The sequence below is a fragment of the Rhodococcus koreensis genome, assembly GCF_900105905.1.
GTDB lineage: Bacteria > Actinomycetota > Actinomycetes > Mycobacteriales > Mycobacteriaceae > Rhodococcus_F > Rhodococcus_F koreensis.
This window is the reverse complement of the sequence record NZ_FNSV01000005.1, coordinates 964,396-982,624: the sequence shown is the minus strand read 5'-3', so window position 1 is coordinate 982,624 and position 18,229 is coordinate 964,396. Positions and strand designations below refer to the sequence as shown.

Annotated in this window: 18 protein-coding genes; 8 read left to right on the top strand and 10 right to left on the bottom strand. The window is 69.8% G+C overall.

Going from position 1 to position 18,229, the window contains the following annotated elements; genetic code table 11:
• Positions 1 to 46: 46 nt before the first annotated feature.
• Positions 47 to 2,635 (top strand): rhomboid family intramembrane serine protease, encoded by a 2,589-nt coding sequence (locus BLV94_RS09225; protein ID WP_072942012.1) that lies wholly within the window; start codon positions 47 to 49, stop codon positions 2,633 to 2,635.
• A 6-nt stretch (positions 2,636 to 2,641) separates the two neighbouring features.
• On the opposite strand, the gene BLV94_RS09220 is transcribed toward BLV94_RS09225, so the two are convergent.
• Genes BLV94_RS09220 through BLV94_RS09210 form a run of 3 tightly spaced genes read right to left on the bottom strand, consistent with a single transcriptional unit; the run spans position 2,642 to position 6,044 of the window.
• Positions 2,642 to 3,475 (bottom strand): ABC transporter ATP-binding protein, encoded by an 834-nt coding sequence (locus tag BLV94_RS09220; RefSeq protein WP_072942010.1) that lies wholly within the window; start codon positions 3,473 to 3,475, stop codon positions 2,642 to 2,644.
• Positions 3,472 to 4,578, bottom strand: a complete 1,107-nt coding sequence (locus BLV94_RS09215) for a FecCD family ABC transporter permease (RefSeq protein ID WP_072942009.1) — start codon at positions 4,576 to 4,578, stop codon at positions 3,472 to 3,474. Before BLV94_RS09215 ends, BLV94_RS09220 begins: the two co-directional genes overlap by 4 nt.
• The gene (locus BLV94_RS09210) at positions 4,575 to 6,044 is read right to left on the bottom strand and encodes a FecCD family ABC transporter permease (protein WP_083395544.1); all 1,470 of its coding nucleotides are present in this window, start codon (positions 6,042 to 6,044) and stop codon (positions 4,575 to 4,577) included. Before BLV94_RS09210 ends, BLV94_RS09215 begins: the two co-directional genes overlap by 4 nt.
• A 184-nt stretch (positions 6,045 to 6,228) precedes the next feature.
• Here BLV94_RS09210 and BLV94_RS09205 point away from each other — a divergent pair, with 184 nt between their 5' ends.
• Both BLV94_RS09205 and BLV94_RS09200 read left to right on the top strand, forming a co-directional pair.
• Positions 6,229 to 7,002, top strand: a complete 774-nt coding sequence (locus BLV94_RS09205; protein ID WP_072942007.1) for a hypothetical protein — start codon at positions 6,229 to 6,231, stop codon at positions 7,000 to 7,002.
• A gap of 250 nt (positions 7,003 to 7,252) precedes the next feature.
• Positions 7,253 to 7,714, top strand: a complete 462-nt coding sequence (locus tag BLV94_RS09200) for a PaaI family thioesterase (RefSeq protein ID WP_072942441.1) — start codon at positions 7,253 to 7,255, stop codon at positions 7,712 to 7,714.
• Positions 7,715 to 7,792: 78 nt separating this feature from the next.
• On the opposite strand, the gene BLV94_RS09195 is transcribed toward BLV94_RS09200, so the two are convergent.
• The 5 genes from BLV94_RS09195 to BLV94_RS09175 all read right to left on the bottom strand — a co-directional run bounded on the left by BLV94_RS09195 (position 7,793) and on the right by BLV94_RS09175 (position 11,511).
• A complete protein-coding gene (locus tag BLV94_RS09195) occupies positions 7,793 to 9,187 on the bottom strand; it encodes an NAD(P)/FAD-dependent oxidoreductase (protein WP_072942006.1) in 1,395 nt (464 codons plus the stop codon).
• A 184-nt stretch (positions 9,188 to 9,371) separates the two neighbouring features.
• Entirely contained in the window at positions 9,372 to 9,545 is a 174-nt protein-coding gene (locus BLV94_RS09190) for an adenylate cyclase (protein WP_072942004.1), read from the bottom strand.
• Between the two features lie 129 nt (positions 9,546 to 9,674).
• Positions 9,675 to 10,499, bottom strand: coding sequence for an MBL fold metallo-hydrolase (locus BLV94_RS09185; protein WP_072942002.1), 825 nt, complete (start codon positions 10,497 to 10,499; stop codon positions 9,675 to 9,677).
• A 17-nt stretch (positions 10,500 to 10,516) separates the two neighbouring features.
• Positions 10,517 to 10,840, bottom strand: a complete 324-nt coding sequence (locus BLV94_RS09180; protein WP_072942000.1) for an AzlD domain-containing protein — start codon at positions 10,838 to 10,840, stop codon at positions 10,517 to 10,519.
• Positions 10,837 to 11,511 carry an AzlC family ABC transporter permease gene (locus tag BLV94_RS09175; RefSeq protein ID WP_072941998.1) on the bottom strand — a complete coding sequence of 225 codons (675 nt, stop codon included), beginning with the start codon at positions 11,509 to 11,511 and terminating at the stop codon, positions 10,837 to 10,839. The genes BLV94_RS09180 and BLV94_RS09175 overlap by 4 nt, the downstream gene beginning before the upstream one ends.
• A gap of 83 nt (positions 11,512 to 11,594) precedes the next feature.
• Here BLV94_RS09175 and BLV94_RS09170 point away from each other — a divergent pair, with 83 nt between their 5' ends.
• The 3 genes from BLV94_RS09170 to BLV94_RS09160 all read left to right on the top strand — a co-directional run bounded on the left by BLV94_RS09170 (position 11,595) and on the right by BLV94_RS09160 (position 13,882).
• Positions 11,595 to 12,149 (top strand): helix-turn-helix domain-containing protein, encoded by a 555-nt coding sequence (locus BLV94_RS09170; RefSeq protein WP_072942439.1) that lies wholly within the window; start codon positions 11,595 to 11,597, stop codon positions 12,147 to 12,149.
• 157 nt (positions 12,150 to 12,306) lie between these two features.
• Complete coding sequence (locus tag BLV94_RS09165) at positions 12,307 to 12,669, top strand: YciI family protein (RefSeq protein ID WP_072941996.1); 363 nt, start codon at positions 12,307 to 12,309, stop codon at positions 12,667 to 12,669.
• A gap of 1 nt (position 12,670) precedes the next feature.
• The gene (locus BLV94_RS09160; RefSeq protein ID WP_072941994.1) at positions 12,671 to 13,882 is read left to right on the top strand and encodes an RNA polymerase sigma factor; all 1,212 of its coding nucleotides are present in this window, start codon (positions 12,671 to 12,673) and stop codon (positions 13,880 to 13,882) included.
• A gap of 9 nt (positions 13,883 to 13,891) precedes the next feature.
• On the opposite strand, the gene BLV94_RS09155 is transcribed toward BLV94_RS09160, so the two are convergent.
• Positions 13,892 to 14,368, bottom strand: coding sequence for a hypothetical protein (locus tag BLV94_RS09155; protein WP_072941992.1), 477 nt, complete (start codon positions 14,366 to 14,368; stop codon positions 13,892 to 13,894).
• 254 nt (positions 14,369 to 14,622) lie between these two features.
• Between BLV94_RS09155 and BLV94_RS09150 the strand changes: the two genes are divergently transcribed.
• Both BLV94_RS09150 and BLV94_RS09145 read left to right on the top strand, forming a co-directional pair.
• On the top strand, positions 14,623 to 16,446 hold the full coding sequence (locus tag BLV94_RS09150; protein WP_072941990.1) for an amino acid permease: 1,824 nt from the start codon (positions 14,623 to 14,625) through the stop codon (positions 16,444 to 16,446).
• Complete coding sequence (locus tag BLV94_RS09145) at positions 16,443 to 17,333, top strand: universal stress protein (protein ID WP_072941988.1); 891 nt, start codon at positions 16,443 to 16,445, stop codon at positions 17,331 to 17,333. The genes BLV94_RS09150 and BLV94_RS09145 overlap by 4 nt, the downstream gene beginning before the upstream one ends.
• 3 nt (positions 17,334 to 17,336) lie before the next feature.
• Here BLV94_RS09145 and BLV94_RS09140 read toward each other — a convergent pair whose 3' ends face one another.
• Positions 17,337 to 18,227, bottom strand: coding sequence for a metal ABC transporter permease (locus BLV94_RS09140; RefSeq protein ID WP_072941986.1), 891 nt, complete (start codon positions 18,225 to 18,227; stop codon positions 17,337 to 17,339).
• Positions 18,228 to 18,229 lie beyond the last annotated feature (2 nt).

Sequence of the window (18,229 nt, the reverse complement as noted above, 5' to 3'; positions counted from 1 at the left end):
GCAAGCTTTCGTTCTCGACATCGCGGAGAGAGTGGGGACCTGGCGGATGAAGACCGACGACAGCGCGGCAACCGGACACGGTACGGCAGCGAGGGTCAAGGGTCGGACGGGGCGGGCCGCGGAACGGGTCTGGGGCGGGGTGCGGGGCGCACCGGTCAGCATCTCGCTGCTGGTTGCGATCTGGATCCTGGCGATCGCCACGTCCAGCGTGATCAGCGGGCCCTCCCACGACCTGTCCCAGCACGTCGCGATCGGGATCCGGGCGTTCCAGAACGGCTGGGTGTGGACGCTGCTCACCGCCGGGCTGTGGGGCGACGACGTCCTGGCGTACCTGTCGACGACCGTGCTGCTCCTAGTGGTGGCCGCGCCGCTGGAACGCCGGATGGGGTCGGCGCGGTTCACCCTGGCCGCGGTCGCCACCCAGGTGCTCGGCGGGTTGCTGGCGCTGTCGGTGGCCGCGGTCGCGAAGGTCGTCGACGCGAACTGGGGTTTCCGGCTGCACGTGGGGATGGCCGTCGGCCTGAGCACCTGGATCGTCGGCGCCGCGATGGTGGCCAGTTCCAACATGGGCACGCTGTGGCGGCGGCGGATCCGCGTCGGAGTCCTCGCGTTCACGATCACCCTGGCGCTGTTCAGCGGGTCGCTGCAGGACGTGGTCCGGCTGGCCGCGGCTGTGGTGGGGCTGGTGATCGGCCGCTGGATCGTCGGCCGCTCCGCCCGCGGCGAGCGGATCGCGGGCACCCAGCGGGAGGGCCGGGTGCTCGTCGCGATCGTGGTGGCGGCCAGCGCGATCGGTCCGATGATCGCCGCGCTGTCCGCGGAGGCGGTCGGGCCGCTCGCCGTGCTGCGCGACCTGTTCCGCGGCGTGCCGTACACGGCCGGCGAGGTCCGCGACCTGTGCGAGGTGTCGGCGGCGGACCCCGAATGCCGGCGCGGGCTGCTCGAACTGCGCCTGTCCGGGGTCGGGCCGACCCTGCTGAGTCTGATGCCGTCCCTGTTCCTGCTCACCCTCAGCGACGGCCTCCGACGGGGCCGTCGCTTCGCGTGGGTGGCGTCGGTGATCGCCCAGGTCGTCCTGCTGGTGCTGTCGCTGCTGAACTTCGCGGTCCGGTTCGTCGACTCCCTCGACGAGGACTCCCTGTTCTACGGTCTCGCCGACCCGAACCTGTACCGGACGCTGGTGCCGTTCCTGACCCCGCTGGCGATCCTGGTCGTGCTGCTCGCGACCCGGCGGTTCTTCGACGTCTCCGCCCCGGCCGGGACGTACCGGCGGCTGGCGGGCGTCCTGGTGGCGCTGGTCGCCGGTCTCGCCGTCCTCTACGTCCTGGGCGGATTGTGGGCGCGGCACGGGTTCGACCCCCGGCCGGGAACGACGACGCTGCTGGCCGACTTCCCGGAGCGGCTGATCCCGCCCGTGTACCTGCAATGGCTCGACCCGCGGCTGCTGCCGGAGAGCATCCCCGCGACGCTGCTGTACGAGTGGACCGGGGTGGTGTTCTGGGTCGCCCTCTGCGCGCTGGTCGCCGCGACATTCCTCAGCCCCGCCATCGGCTCGGACTCGAAGTCCACCGAACGCGCCCGGGCCCTCCTGAAGTCGGGGAGCGGGAGCCCGCTGTCCTGGATGACGACGTGGCGCGGCAACAACTACTGGTTCTCCGCCGACGGCACCAGCTACGTCGCGTACCGGGTCATCGCCGGTGTCGCCCTGACCACAGGCGACCCGGTCGGCCCACCGGACCGGTTGCGGGACACCGTCGAACACTTCGCCGAGTTCGCCGCCGCCAACGGCTGGATTCCGTGCTTCTACTCGGTGACCGGTGAGGTCCGCGACATCACCGACGCTCTCGGCTGGAGCGGCATCCAGGTCGCGGAGGAGACGGTGCTGGATCTGGGGCAGATCGCGTTCACCGGCAAACGGTTCCAGGACGTCCGCACCGCCCTGAACAAGGCGAAGAAATCGGGGATCACCGCCGAATGGGTCAGCTTCCCCAGCGCCCCCCGGGCGATCACCGATCAGATCACCGCGATCTCCGAGGAATGGGTGGCCGACAAGGGCATGCCCGAAATGGGTTTCACACTCGGCGGACTCGACGAGGTCGACGACCCGGAGGTCCGCTGCCTCATCGCCGTCGACGAGGACCGCACCGTCCACGGCATCACGTCCTGGCTGCCGGTGTACCAGGACGGGCGGGTGGTCGGCTGGACCCTCGACTTCATGCGGCGGCGGGCCGAAGGGTTCCGGCCGGCGATGGAGTTCCTCATCGCGTCCGCGGCACTGAAACTGGAGGAGGAAGGGGCCCAGTTCCTGAGCCTGTCCGGCGCCCCGCTCGCGAAGGTCGAGCAACCGGACGGCGACGCCGACGAGCGGGAACGGTCGGAGTCGTCGAGCCTGTCGGCGGTGATGGACAGCGTGCTCGATCTGCTCGGCCGCACCCTGGAACCGGTGTACGGGTTCCGTTCGCTGCTGGCGTTCAAGTCGAAGTTCCAGCCCCGGTACGTGGCCATGCACATGACGTTCGCCGACCCGGCCGCCCTTCCGAGCATCGGCAACGCCGTCGGCAGGGCGTACCTGCCGACGGTGTCGCTGGGGCAGAGTTACCGGCTGGTGCGGACGATGATCGGCGGGCGGCGCTGACGGCCGCTACTTCGCGTTCGGTCCGCCGATCGCGCCGTACACGTGGCGGGTGCCGATCGGCACCACCAGCGGGCGGTCGGACACCGGGTCGGCGATGACCGCGGCCTCCAGGCCGAACACCTCGAGCAGCAGTTCGGCGGAGATGATGTCCTTCGGCGCGCCGGACGCGACGATGGTGCCGTCCCGCATGACGATCAGCTGGTCGCTGTAGCGGATCGCGAGGTTGAGGTCGTGCAGCACCATCACCACCGTGCGGCCCAGTTCCTCGTGCATCCGGTCGACCAGGTCGAGGACCTCGACGGAATGCGCCAGGTCCAGGTAGGTGGTGGGCTCGTCGAGCAGCAGGATGTCGGTTCCCTGCGCGAGGGCCATCGAGATCCACGCCCGCTGACGCTGACCACCGGACAGCTGGTCGACGGGGCGGTCCGCGAGGTCGGACACCCCGGTCAGGGCGAGCGCCTCGGCGACCTCGCACTCGTCGTCGGAGGACCACTGCCGCAGCCACGACTGGTGCGGGTGCCTGCCGCGGGCCACCAGGTCGGCGACGGTGAGGCCCTCGGGGGCCACCGGCGCCTGCGGGAGCATGCCGAGGGTGCGGGCGACGTCCTTGGTGCGCATCGACCCGATGGCCTTGCCGTCCAGCAGCACCGAACCGTTGCGCGGCTTCAAGAGTCGCCCCAGCGCGCGCAACAGCGTGGACTTGCCGCAGCCGTTCGGCCCGATCACGGTGGTGATCACCCCGGTCCGCACCTCGAGGTTCAGGTGGTCGACGATGACCCGGTCGCCGTACCCGAGGCTCAGGTTGTCGGCGATCAGTCGAGAGTCAGTCTGCACGGTCATGCCGAGACCTTCCGATTGTTGCGAACCAGCAGATAGAGCAGGAATGGGCCACCGAGTGCCGAGGTGACGATACCCACGGGCAGTTCGACGGGCAGGATGGTGCGGGCGACGACGTCGCTGCCCACCACGAGCACGGCGCCGGTCAGCGCCGACGCGATGAGCGGCGGACCGGCGGACCGCACCAGCCGCAGCGCCACCTGCGGCGCGGCGAGCGCGACGAACCCGACCGGGCCTGCCGCGGCGGTGGCGATGCCGGCGAGGGCGACGGACATGAGCAGCAGCCGGGCCTGCGACCACTGCAGCCGCACCCCCAGTGACACGGCGTTGTCGTCGCCGAGACGCAGCGCGCCCATCGTGAACGAGGAGATCACCGCGTAGCCGCCGACGAGGACGACGGCGATCGTGACGGGCCACACCTGACTCCAGGAGGCGCCGTTGAGGGACCCGTTGAGCCACACCTGGGCCCGCGAGGCGTCGTTGATGTCCGCCGAGATCAGCAGCCACCCGGTGACCGCGATGAGCATGGCGTTGACACCGATGCCGATCAGGATCAGCCGGTATCCCTCCACCCCGCCGCGCCACGCGAGCAGATAGATGACCAGGGCGGTGAGGAGTCCGCCGAGCAGGGCGGCCAGCGGGATCCCCAGGGTGGCGAGGATGCCGACGAAGCTGCCGCCGCCGCCGAGGACGATCAGCGCGACCGCGGCGGCGCTGGCACCGGACGTGATGCCGAGGATGTCGGGGCTGGCGAGGGCGTTGCGGGCGATCGACTGGGTGATGGCGCCTGCCAGGCCGAGGGCCATGCCGATGAACACCCCGGTCAGCGACCGCGGCAGGCGGAGGTCCATGACGATGAAGTTCTGGGCCTTCGTGCCGCCGCCGAACAGCACCCGCGTGACCTCGGGGATCGACAGCGGGTAGTCGCCGCGGCCGATGTTGAGGCACAGCACCAGGAACAGGGCCGCCAGCAGCGCGACGTTGACGGCGATGCCGAGGGGGCGCAGGACCAGGGAGATCGGTCCGAGGCGGAACGCGGGGCGGGCCGGCACCCGGGCCGCGGGCGCGGCGCCGAGGTCGGGGCGCACGTCGTCTCGAGTGCTCACAGGCTTGCCAACTTTCTGCGCCGAACCAACGCGATGAAGAACGGTGCCCCGAACACGGCGAGCACGATTCCCACCTGTAACTCACCGGGCCGGACCACGACCCGTCCGATGACGTCGGCGGTCACGAGCATCACGCCGCCGAGGAGCCCGGCGTAGGGGACCAGCCACCGGTAGTCGGGGCCGGTGATGGCCCGCGCGACGTGGGGGACAACGAGGCCGATGAACGCGATCGGACCGCACGCCGCGGTGGCCGCACCGGTGAGGAGGGTGATCGCGACGATGCCGAGCGCACGGCTGGCCGCGATGTTGGTGCCCAGCGACCGGGCCACGTCCTCGCCGAGGCTGAGGACGTTCAGGCCCGGCGTGCTGACGAGGGCGAGGATCAGCCCGAGGACCAGGAACGGCAGCACCTGCCACAGCACGTCGAAGCCGCGGCCGGCCACCGACCCGACCACCCAGAACCGGTAGGAGTCGAGGCTGGACTGGTCGACGACGATGATCGCGTTGGTCATCGCCTGCAGGAAGAACGCGACGGCGGCGCCGGCCAGCGCCAGACTCAGCGGGCTCGCCGCCCCGTTGCCGATCGACGAGAGCCCGAACACGATCACGCTCGCCGCGAAGGATCCGGCGAACGCGAACCACAGGTATTCGCTGGGGGCGCTGAACCCGAACAGGTACATCGACAGCACGACGAGGAACGCGGCGCCGGCGTTGAGGCCGAGGAGTCCGGCGTCGGCGAGCGGGTTGCGGGTGTGCCCCTGGATGAGGGCGCCCGCGACACCGAGCGCCATTCCGACGACGAGGCCGAGCACGGTGCGCGGGCCGCGGAGCGTCCGCACGATGATGTCGGTCTGCGAGCCGTCCGGATCGAACAGTGCGTGGAAGATCTCCGCGAACGACAGCGGCCGCGCCCCGACCGCGACGCTGGCGAGCAGGACCAGTCCGAGCAGGATCACGAGGACGCCCAGACCGATCAGCCGGCGCCGGCGGATCGCGGCGACGCTGACGTCCCTCTCGCGGACGGCGAATCCCTCGTCGGTGGCGGTGCTTTCCCGGACGACCTCGGTGCCGGTGCGCCGGAACGCCCGTTGCAGCGACCGTTTCGGGCCGATCGCGTCGCCGGTGTGGGTGTCGCGGGTGACGAGGCCGACCCAGCCCTTGCCCGAACTCTGCCCGGTGTTGCCTTCGCGGAATCCGCGGTTCCACAGGGCGAGTCCCAGCGCGATCGCGACGGCGGCGCCGCCGAACACGACCCGGTCGGCCTCCCCGCCGCCGTTGTCGTCGCGGAGGGAGTCGACGATGTACCACCCGAGAACGAGCGGGATGGCCACTATCCCGATGTCGAGCAGTCCCGCGAGTGCCCGGAGGTACAGCGGGGCGGGACCGCGCGGAACGTCGCGCTTTCCGTAGGGCTCGTCGGTCGGCAGGTGCGGGATGTCGCTGCCGAACTGTCTCGTCGTCGTCACTGGCGGGGGAAGCTCCTGACGTGTGTGCCTGTGCACGGGATCTGCACTGATTCAACTACTTAGGTTACGGAACCCTATCCCCGATGCCACATCCGGCGGGGCGTCCCGGGTGCCACGGTTCGCGGGGGTGCCCCACATCACATGATGTCAAGTCTTGATATTTGGTTAGGCTCACCTATGTTTGGTGGAGTTTCATCCCGACCGATTGGAGTGCACGGTGACTTCGACCCTGTCCGCCCCCGCGACCGCACTGGACGTGTCCTGCACACGACTTCGCGCGCTGAACGCCGAGTATCCGCGCATGTACGCGGTCGCGACGATGGCAGACGAGGGTAAACGCAGGTGGTGGTCGCTCGCCGGCGACCTCGACGGCGACCGGGTGCCCCGGATGTGGGCGCGTTCGCTCGAGGACGTCCCCGACCCGGACGTCGCCGCGATGCAGGTGGCCACCGCGCTGATCCACGCGGTGGTCGGGCGTGTCACGGCCCTCGTCGTGCTGGAGGGGCGGGCCTGGGACCCGGGGCTCGAGAACCTGTGGATCCACATGGACAGTGACGAGGGAATCGACTGGGCGGGCGTCGCCGACGACACCATGCGCGTGCTGCCGGACGACCCCTACGCCGGCGCGCCCCGGACGGTCACCGTGCCGTGCGAGCGGGCACTGCTGCTCTGGACGGTGCATCGCAGTCTCACGTCGCTGCACGCGGTGTTCGACGCGATCGCCCGGCTGACGCCGATCGATGCGTCCCGATTCTGGGGGCTCGTGGGGGAGTCGGTGCTCGGCGCCGCGACGTACGTGCCGATCCTCGCGTGTGGCGGTGAGGCTGCCGCGCAGCGCCGCGGTCAGGGCATCCTGGACGCCTTCGTGGCTGCCGGCGTACCGGTTCGCTCGAAGGGCCGGATCACGCGCCCGCACTGCGGTCGGTTGGGTCAGGCGCGGAAGCGCTTGCTTAATTAGGGAAGCCTTGCCTATACTCATTGCAGACGTCGAGCGGAAACGCCGGCGCCGAGAACCGAACTACCGGACCGCGCAGGAGTCCTGAGGGCTGCAGTGACTCCCAGGTCCATCCCACGGCGGGCCTCACGCTGAACAAGCGTGAGGCCCGCCGATCCGTTTGCCCCACCTGCTTCCCCCGCCGCCCGTCCCGTCGTGTAGGCAGGAGTGCGGGTGCGCCGCGAGAGCGCACAGCGATCCGATGGAGAGTGCGATGGTGGATTCCGGGCAGCAGCAGGCATCGAACGGCGACGGGCACGGCGACACCGCCGCGCTGGCCGATCAACTGGGCAAGGGATTCGACGCCCTCATCGGACTCGAATACCTCGAACTCGGCCCCGACCGCGTGCGCGCGCAGTGGACGGTCACCACCGACCTGCAGCAACCGGCCGGAATCCAGCACGGCGGCGTGTACTGCTCTGTCATCGAATCGGTCGCCAGCACGGCGGGCACGGTCTGGCTCGGCGGCCGCGGCCACGTCGTCGGCGTCAACAACAACACCGACTTCCTCCGCGCGACGCGGGAGGGAACGCTGACCGCCGAGGCCAGCCCCGTCCACCGCGGCCGCACCCAGCAGTTGTGGGAGGTCCGGATCACCGACGAACAGGATCGGCTGGTCTCCAAGGGGCAGGTCCGGCTCGCGAACATCACCGACACCGGACGCCTCGGCAACTGACACACCCCGGACACGGCGGAGGGGACGGACCCGATGGTCCGTCCCCTCCGCCGTGGTCAGCTCAGGTGGATGACCGTGTCACCCGGCGGCCTTGCGCTGCTCGCCGCCGGACGACTTCTCCGCGGTCTCCTTCTCCCGTTCGTGCCGCTCCAACTGCTCCATCGCGTTGCGGGCGAACACCCACTGCTCGGTGGACGCCATCTGCGCGCGTCCGCGACCGAGGAACGTCACCGTCCACGACAGCACCGTCGACAGCCGGCTGCGGAACCCGACCAGGTACATCAGGTGGATCGCCAGCCACGCCACCCAGCCGATGAATCCGCTGATCTCGAGCTTGCCGACCTTCGCCACCGCGCTGAACCGCGAGATGGTGGCCATGCTGCCCTTGTCGAAGTACTTGAACGGCGGCCGGTCCGCCGGCGTCTGCCCGCTCAGCCCCGCCTTGATCTGCTTGGCCGCGTACTTGCCGCCCTGCATCGCGACCTGCGCCAGACCCGGCAGCTTGTCCAGCGACATCATGTCGCCGATCACGAACACGTCCGGGTGCCCGGGCACCGACAGGTCCGGGTTGACCAGGACGCGTCCGGCGCGGTCGATCTCGGCGTCGGACTGGTCCGCGATCTGCTTGCCCAGCGGGCTCGCCTGCACACCGGCCGACCACACCTTGCACTGCGACTCGATCCGGCGCTGCGTGCCGTCCTTGTCCTTGACGACGAGGCCGTCCACGTCGACGTCGACGACCATCGCGCCGAGCTGGATCTCGATTCCGAGTTTCTCCAGCTGCTGGCGGGCCTTGCGGCTCAGCTTGCCGCCGTAGACGGGCAGGACGTCGTCCGCGCCGTCCAGCAGGATCACCCGGGCCTCGCGGGGGTCGATGTTGCGGAACGCCCCCGACAGGGTGCGCCGCGACAGTTCCGCGATCTGGCCGGCGAGCTCGACACCGGTCGGGCCTGCGCCGACGACGACGAACGTCAGCAGCCGGGCCCGCTCGGCGGGATCGCTCGACAACTCGGCCTGCTCGAACGCGCCGAGAATCCGGCCGCGCAACTCCAGTGCGTCGTCGATCGTCTTCATGCCGGGCGCGAACTCGGAGAAGTGATCGTTGCCGAAGTACGACTGTCCCGCGCCGGCGGCGACGATCAGGCTGTCGTACGGGGTGACGGTGGTCCGGTCCAGGAACCGGGAGGTGATCGTCTTCGCCTCGAGATCGATCTTCTCGACATCGCCGAGCAGCACCTGCGTGTTCTTCTGCTTCCGCAGCACGAGCCGGGTGGCGGGGGCGATGTCGCCGACGGAGAGAATGCCGGTCGCCACCTGGTACAGCAACGGCTGGAACAGGTGGTGAGTGGTGCGCGCGATCATGGTGATGTCGACGTCGGCATTCTTCAGCGCCTGTGTGCCGAACAACCCACCGAAGCCGGATCCAATGACCACGACGCGATGGCGGCGTGACTCAACCGACTGGATACTCATTCCGTGCTCCTCGAAAAATAGGCGACTCCTGTCACGGTAGTCGCCTTGTCCTCGAGCGTCTCAGTAAGGCGTGCTTCCCTGCGCCCGCGGCCGGAATCGATCCAGAAGACCCGCCGCCCCCGCCACGTACGAAGGCGGGCAGCCCCTCCGTGAGGGACTGCCCGCCTTCCGGTGCTCGACGCGGCTATTCCGCCCGGCCGATCCGCTTCCTGCCCGAGGGAGTTCCGGTGGAGTCCGGGGGGATGAAATCCGATTTGATCGAGAACACGAACAGGGCCGTCACCCCGACCACGACGACAAGAATGGTGAGGACTACGACCACGTAGCCGAAACCGACACCAATTGCTGTCAAGTCCATCAGACCTACCTCCTCAGTCGCTGCTCACGCTACTGCGGAGGGTAGCCGCTATCGCCGCGTCGGCGGGGAAGAACGATTACAGTGCCCCCTCGAAGGCGCCGCCCGGCGCCGTGGCCGGTTCCGCGACCGTCACGTGAGGTGATCGAACTCCCCGGTCACCCAGGCGCAGTGCCGGGTCGCCGAATACTCGAGCGCCTCCCGGCCGTCGTGGTCGATGACGTTGTCGAAGTTGCCGATGATGCGGTCGAACTCCAGGTGCGACAACTGGTCCGCGATGCGCCGCACCACCGCCGCGGACAGCGGCAGCCGGTTGGGGTACGACCGCAGGAACGACACGGTGCGGCGGTCCGGGTTGGGGAACACGCCGTCGCCGGTGAGCAGCACACCCCGGCCGTCGCCGCCGCCGCGCCAGTGCGCGACGGCGCTGCCCGGGAAGTGCCCGCCGATCTGGTGCAGGGTCAGCCCCGGCGCCACCTCGTGGGTGCCGGACCAGAACACGATCGGCCCGTCGGAACGCGCCAGCCAGGAGCGGTCCGCCTCCGCCACCAGGATGGGCACCTCACCGAGCGCCGTCGACCACTGCGTCTGGACACCGAACATGTGCGGGTGACTGCCCGCGACGGCGATGACCGGGCCGTGCGCGGCGACGGCGTCGACGGCCGCGGCGTCGACGAATCCGATCGGATCCCACAGCAGCGACCCGGCGGGGGTGCTGATCACCAGGGACTGCTGACCGATCGCGGTCTTCGGGTCCACGTACAGGCCGTGCAGTCCCGGCTCGACTTCGTGTTCGACGGCGCGGTATCCCGCGCCTGCCAGCGCCTCGACGGTGGTCCACTCCTGCCCGCCGAGCGGAATGTACTGGCGTTCGTCGGCGCAGATCGCGCACTCGTCGGGGAGCGGGGTGTTCGGGTCCTGTTCGACGCCGCACGTGGCACAGAGATGAAATAACACCCCTCGATGATGCATCCTCACGGCACGCCGAGGAGCCGCAATCCGGCGGCCGCGGCGGCAGCGGACAGCACGATGACGACGAAAGGCGCCTTCCGCCAGGCGAGTAGGCCCGCGACGACGACCCCGGTGGGACGCGCCACTCCGGCGAGGTCGTGGCCCTCGGTGAGCGCCGCCGTGCCCACCAGGGCGGTGAGCAGGACCACGGCGGCCGACGCCATGGTCCGCTCCACCCAGGGCCGGGTCGCGATCCGCGGCCGCAGCACCGGCCCGGCGAACCGGAACGCGAACGTGCCCGCCGCGAGCACCCCGACCGACCCGATCAACACGAGGTGCCCGGTCACCGCAGCACCGTCCGCCGCACACCCGCGAGCAGACCCACCAGCGCCGCGAGCACCGGAAGCCCGGCGGGCAGGACCGGCGTGGCCGCCAGGGCGACGACGGAACCGATCAGCGCAGGCACCCGCACGTCCCGATCGCGCAGCGCCGGCAGCACCAGGGCCAGCAGCACCGCCGGGAACATCGCGTCCAGACCGAGCGCGGCCGGGTCGCCGATCGCGTTGCCCGCCAGCGCGCCGAGCAGCGCCCCGAGCGGCCAGCACACCGCGATCCCCACACCGCACGCCCAGTACGCGGCGCGCCTGCGGTCCGGGTCCGTCTCCCCGAGCGCGAACACCACCGACTCGTCGTTCATCAGGTGACTGCCCGCGACGCGCCGGAGCCCCCGCCCGAGCACGTCACCGACCGCCAGACCGAACGGCAGGTGCCGCGCGTTCACCAGCAGTCCGGCGATCGTCGCCGCGATCGGGCTGCCGCCGGCCGCGACGATGCCGACGAACAGGAACTCCGCGGAACCGGCGAGGACCAGCACCGACAATGCGACGGGCAGCCATGCGCCGAGCCCCGAGCCGACCGCGATCGCGCCGTACGACATGCCGACCAGTCCGTCGGCCAGGCACACGAGCGCGATGTTCCGGAGATCCCGCGAGCCGAGTGTTCGCTTCATCGAACGCATGACTTATATACTGAACAGGTGACGTATTGTTCGTCAAGTCGAACGAGCCGACCGAAATAATGAACAGCCTCGGGAAGGGAACCATGGACGGGCAATCCCCGCTGGGATACATCGGCCCCTCGCTGCGCCGCGAGCGCGAACGGTCGGGCATGTCCCTGACCGAGGTCGCTCGCCGTGCCGGGGTTGCGAAATCCACTCTGTCCCAACTGGAATCGGGAGGCGGGAACCCGAGCGTCGAAACCCTGTGGGCCCTGTGTGTGGCGCTGGATGTGCCGATGTCGCAACTCCTCGATCCGCCCCGCCCGCGCGTCCAGGTCATCCGGGCCGACGAGGGACCGGAACTGACCTCCGACCGGGCCGACTACCGCGCCACCCTCGTCGCGTCCTGCCCGCCGTCCGCGCGCCGGGACCTCTACCGCCTCGCCGTCGAACCGGGACCGGCCCGCGAATCCGAACCGCACATGCCCGGCGTGGTCGAGCACGTCATCCTCAGCGCCGGGCGCGCACTCGTCGGCCTCGCGAGCGCCCCCGTCGAGCTCGGGCCCGGTGACTACATCGCCTACCCGGGCGATGTCGCACACGTGTTCGAGGCGCTGGAGCCGGGGACCCGCGCCGTGCTGGTGTCCGAGCACAACTGACGGCACCCGGGGCAACTTCGTCGCGCACGGTGTTTCCTCGTGCACAGTGTTTTTCGTGCACAGTGTCGATTCGGGGGGCCGGCGTTCGTATAGGAGGTGAAGGCCGGCCACAGCACATCCCGAGGAGCCGACCGTCCGATCCGAGGAGGAACCCGACATGACCCAGTACCTGTTGAGCGTGTACCAGCCCGACGGTCCCGCTCCCGAACCCGACGTCCTCGCGAAGATCGCCGACGACCTCGACGCCCTCAACGAGGAGATGGTGTCCGCAGGCGCGTGGGTGTTCAGCGGGGGACTGTGCGCCCCGACGACCGCGACCGTGCTGCGGGCCCGCGGCGGCGACGTGCTCGTCACCGACGGCCCCTACACCGAAGGCAAGGAGCATCTCGGCGGATTCACCATCGTCGAGGCCCCCGACCTGGACGCCGCGCTCGGGTGGGGTCGCAAGCTCACCCGGGCGACGACGCTGCCCATCGAGGTCCGGCCGTTCGCCCACCACGCCGGGGCCGGAAGCCACTGACGTGATCGGCACCGCCGACATCGAACACGTGTTCCGCACCGAACACGGTCGCGCGGTCTCCGTCCTGGTCGGCGTGTTCGGCGACATCGACCTCGCCGAAGATGCCGTCCAGGACGCCTTCGCCGAGGCGGTGCAGCGCTGGCCGTCGGCCGGGCTGCCACCGAGCCCCGCCGGGTGGATCATCACCACCGCCCGGCACCGCACGATCGACCGACTCCGGCGCGAGGCGTCCCGGCACGACCGGCACGCGCAGGCCGCGCTGCTGCTCGCCCGCGACGAACCGACGGAGGAGGGCGCCGTGCACGACGACCGGCTACGCCTGATCTTCACCTGCTGCCACCCGGCGCTGGCACCCACCGCCCAGGTCGCACTGACCCTGCGCCTCCTCGGCGGACTCGGCACCGCGGAGATCGCCCGCGCCTTCCTGGTGCCCGAGCCGACCATGGCGCAGCGCCTCGTCCGGGCCAAGGGGAAGATCCGGGACGCCCGGATCCCGTACCGGGTGCCGGACGAGACCGATCTCCCGGACCGTCTCCGCACCGTCCTGGCCGTCGTCTACCTGATATTCAACGAGGGGTACACGGCGAGTTCGGGGGACCGGCTGACACGGGCGGATCTGTGCGCCGAGGCCCTCCGTCTCGGCCGGGTCCTGGCTGCCCTGATGCCCGGCGAACCGGAGGTCACCGGGCTGCTCGCGTTGATGCTGCTGATCGAATCGCGGCGCGCCGCCCGCACCGACGCCGACGGACGACTCGTGCTCCTGCCCGACCAGGACCGCAGTCGGTGGGATCGCGACCTCGTCACCGAGGGACAGTCTCTGGTGCGGGACTGCCTGCGACGCAACAAACCGGGCCCGTATCAGATCCAGGCCGCGATCAACGCCGTCCACAGCGACGCCGAGACGGCCGCCGACACCGACTGGTGGCAGATCCTGCAGCTGTACGACCAGCTGATGTCGCTGGCGCCGAGCCCGGTGGTGGCGTTGAACCGGGCCGTCGCCGTGGCGGAGGTACGGGGTCCGGCGGAGGGGCTGGCGCTCGTCGACCAGCTCGACCTCGACGACTATCACCTGTACCACGCGGTGCGGGCCGACCTTCTCCGCCGCCTCGGGCGCCCCGTCGAGGCCGCCCGCGCCTACGACGCGGCACACGACCGCACCGAGAACGCGGCCGAGCGGGAATTCCTTCGGACACAGCGCGATTCGATCGGATGACGTGCGCGCTCAGAGACCAAGCCCCGGCGGCAGGCACAACGATCCGAAACACGTCTGCGTTCGCACGGTGACGGGGAGCGGTTCGGCCGTCGCAGGCTTCGCGTACGCGGCCTCCGGAAGCGGCGCCGAACCCCACACCTCGTCACCGGGACCGGCGTTCTCGCTGCAGATCCAGTGGATCAGATAGTCGCCGTCGGGTACCGCCTCGAACACGAACTCCCGCGGTCCCGGCCCGATCACCACGTTCGATCGGTGAAACACCGCCACGGACTCGGGGTTCACGATGTCGTCCGCCGCCCGCAGTCCGCCGAGTCCGCACACGATGTCCGCACCGGTGTCGTTGGTGAGCGTCGTCGTGACGGTGCTCCCGGCCACCGCGGCGGCCAGGGTCACGTCCGGCGGGTCCGCGGCGGCGGGCGCGGCCAGGAACAGGGCGAGGGGGCCTGCGGCGAGCAGCGCGACCGCGACCCGGGGCACGAGTGTCATCAGCGGAACCTTCGTTCTCGGCGGTCTCACTCCGGACGTCACCGTATTGATACCCGCCGCGGAGGCCGGTAAACGGCGCGAAGGGACGGACATCGAATCCCGCTCGCCGGACCGGTGCCGCGGCCTACGATTGAATTTCGAGGCCCTGCGGCCGAAGCCCCCTCGACGTCGCCCAGCCGAACCACCCTTCGGACTCCGACAGTCGGTCTCGCCAGGAGCGAGCACGCCGGCGCGTGAAGCATCGGAGGGATGACATGAGCGGAACACCCGCACTGAAGAAGGCGCTGAGCCAGCGGCAGCTGACGATGATTGCTATCGGCGGCGTGATCGGCGCAGGCCTGTTCGTCGGCTCGGGCGTCGTCATCGGCGACACCGGGCCGGGAGCCTTCATCACCTACGCTCTTGCCGGGGTCCTGATCATCATGGTCATGCGGATGCTGGCCGAGATGGCGGTGGCCAATCCGTCGACCGGGTCGTTCGCCGACTATTCGCGCGCCGCGCTGGGTAACTGGGCCGGTTTCTCCGTCGGCTGGTTGTACTGGTACTTCTGGGTGATTGTCGTCGGCTTCGAGGCCATCGCCGGCGCGACGATCATCCAGTACTGGATCGACATCCCGCTGTGGCTGTCCGCGCTTGTTCTGATGATCCTGATGACGGCGACGAACTTGTTCTCCGTGTCGTCGTTCGGCGAGTTCGAATTCTGGTTCGCCGGCATCAAGGTCGCCGCGATAGTGGTGTTCATCGCGCTGGGCGCATTGTTCGTGCTCGGCGTGTGGCCGAACAAGGCACTCGACTTCTCCAACCTGTGGAGCCACGGCGGGTTCCTTCCCTTCGGCGCCATGGCCGTCACCGTCGGCGTGGTCACGGTGATCTTCTCCATGGTCGGCGCCGAGATCGCGACGATCGCGGCCGCGGAGTCGGCGGATCCGGAGCGGGCGGTGACCAAGGCCGCGAACTCGGTGATCGTGCGGATCGCGGTGTTCTTCGTCGGCTCCACGTTCCTGCTGGCGACGATCCTGCCGTGGAACGACGAGGATGCGGCCGCGTCCCCCTTCGTCGCCGCGTTCACCGAAATGGGGATCCCGTACGCCGACCACATCATGAACGCCGTGGTGTTGACGGCCGTGTTGAGCTGTCTCAACTCGGGCATGTACACCGCCTCCCGCATGCTGTTCGTCCTCGCTGCGCGCCGGGAGGCGCCTGCGCAGCTGGTCAGGGTGACGCGTCGAGGGGTGCCCGCTATCGCGATACTCGCGTCCTCGGTCATCGGTTTTCTGTGCGTCATCGCCGCGGCAGTGTCACCGGACACCGTCTTCGCCTTCCTGCTGAACTCCAGCGGTGCGGTCATCCTGTTCGTCTACCTGCTCATCGCCGTCTCGCAGATCGTGCTGCGGTACCGCACCCCGGACTCGGAGTTGCGGGTCAAGATGTGGCTGTTCCCGGTGGTGTCGATCATCACCGCGGCCGCGATCGTGGCGATCCTGGTGCAGATGTATCTGCAAGACGATGTGCGGTCGCAACTGGTGCTGAGCCTGCTGTCGTGGGCGGTCGTCATCGTGCTGTTCCTCGCGAACACCTGGTTCGTGCGCCGGCGGCCCGCCGTCGAGGGGGCCGCCGCGACCACCCGGCCTCACCGCGTGCTGGTGCTGGCCAACCAGACCGTCCAGTCCAAGGAAATGCTCGACGAGCTCCGTCGCATCGACGCGGATCGGGATGCCACCTACTTCGTGGTCGTGCCGGCCAGCCCGATCGAAACCGGAACCGCCGCCACCCACGGCCCGCTCGACGTCGCGGAAGCCACCCGGGAAGTCGCCCGGCAGCGACTCGACGACACGCTGACGACGCTGCGCTCGGAGGACCTCGACGCGGACGGCGAGGTGGGGGACTACCGGCCGCTGCGCGCACTGGCCGCCGGCGTCGAGTCGTTCCATCCGGATCAGATCGTCATCTCCACGCTGCCACCCGAAGAGTCGGTGTGGCACCGGTTCGACGTCGTGGACCGCGCCCGCGCCGAGCACGATGTGCCGGTGACACACGTGGTGGTCAATCCGATCGGCGCAGGGAAATCCGCTCGATGACGATCATCGCCGGATTCAGCTCGAGCCGTCAGGGGACCGCGCCGCTGCACCTGGCGGCACGGATAGCGCGCTGGACCGGGGAGACGGTCGTCGCCGCGGCGATCGTGGAACAGCCGTGGCCGGGGAAGGACGACCCCATCGACCGCGAATACCTGCGCTACGTCACCGCGGAGGCGTCACGGGCACTCGACGGGGTGGTCGGCGGTCTGCCGGGCGACCTGGACATCCCCACCGTCGTCCACCGATCGACCTCGATTCCCACCGGGCTGATCGAACTCGTCGCCGCCCACGACGCCACCCTCGTCGTCGTCGGGTCGTCGTCGTCCGGTCTGCTGGGCCGGGTGGCGCTGGGCAGCGTCACCGAACGGCTCGTGCACACCGCGGCAGTGCCCGTCGCGATCGCGCCGCGCGGCTACCCACCGGCGCCCGGACCGATCCGCAGGCTCACCGCCGCCTACGGCGGCGAAGCCGACGTCAACGGCCTCATCGCCGCCACCGCCGAGATGGCCGCACGGTGGCCGGCGACATTGCGGATCGTGTCGTTCACGGTGCGGCCGGTGTCCAGGTTCGGTGGCGCGATCGAGCAATCGACCGAGGATCTCGTCGTCCGGCAGTGGACGCGCCGGACAACCGACGATATCGCCCGGCAACTCGACGCGGTTCGCGCCCGCATCCCGGTTCCCGACGTGGACGTGGAGATCGGCAGCGGCACCGACTGGCGCGCGGCGGTCGAGGCCGTGTCCTGGGAACCCGACGACATGCTGGTGCTGGGGTCGGGAGCCGCCGGACCCGCCGCGCACGTGTTCCTCGGCTCGGCCGCCTCGAAAATTCTGCGGCACGCTCCCGTGCCCGTGATGATCGTGCCGAGACACGCACCGGCGGCATAACCGTCAGCGGTCGGCCACCACCGCCGCGGACGTGGATGCCCGGCGACGCCGGGACGCGGTGATACGGCGACCGATCACGCCCTGCCGCGGCGCAAGCAGATAGACCAGAGCGAAGGCCGCGCCCTGGGACAGCACCACCATGCCGCCGCTGGCGGTGTCGAGGTGATAGCTCAGGTACAGGCCGATGACGGCGCAGGATGCCGAGACCGCCGGGGCGATGATCAGCATCCGATGGAAACTGTCGGTCAGCAGGTACGCCGTCGCCCCGGGAATGATCAGCATGGCCACGACCAGGATGACGCCGACGGCCTGCAGAGCCACCACCGCCGTCAGGGCCAGCAGCCCCAGCAGCGCCGCCCCGAGCAGCCGCGGGTTCAGGCCGATGGCGTGCGCATGGGTGGGATCGAAGGCGTACAGCGTGAAGTCGCGGCGCTTGACGATCAGTGCGATGAACACGAACGCCCCGAGGATCGCGATCTGGACCAGGTCGGACCGGCTGACGCCCAGCAGGTTGCCGAAGATGATGTGGTTCAGATCGGTCTGGCTGGGGGTGACCGAGACCAGCACCAGTCCGAGGGCGAACAGTGTGGAGAACACGATGCCGATCGCGGCGTCCTCCTTCACCCGGCTGGTGTCGCGGACCAATCCGATCAGTGCCACGGCCAGGAATCCGAAGATCACCGCGCCGATCGCGAACGGGGCGCCGACGATGTAGGCCAGGACCACGCCGGGCAGGACGGCGTGCGAGACCGCATCACCCATCAGCGACCAGCCGATCAGCACCAGCCAGCACGACAGCACCGCACACACCACCGCCGCGATCAGGGTGGTGATCAGCGCGCGGACCATGAAGTCGTAGCGCAGGGGGTCGACGAAGAAATCGATGACGTCCATTG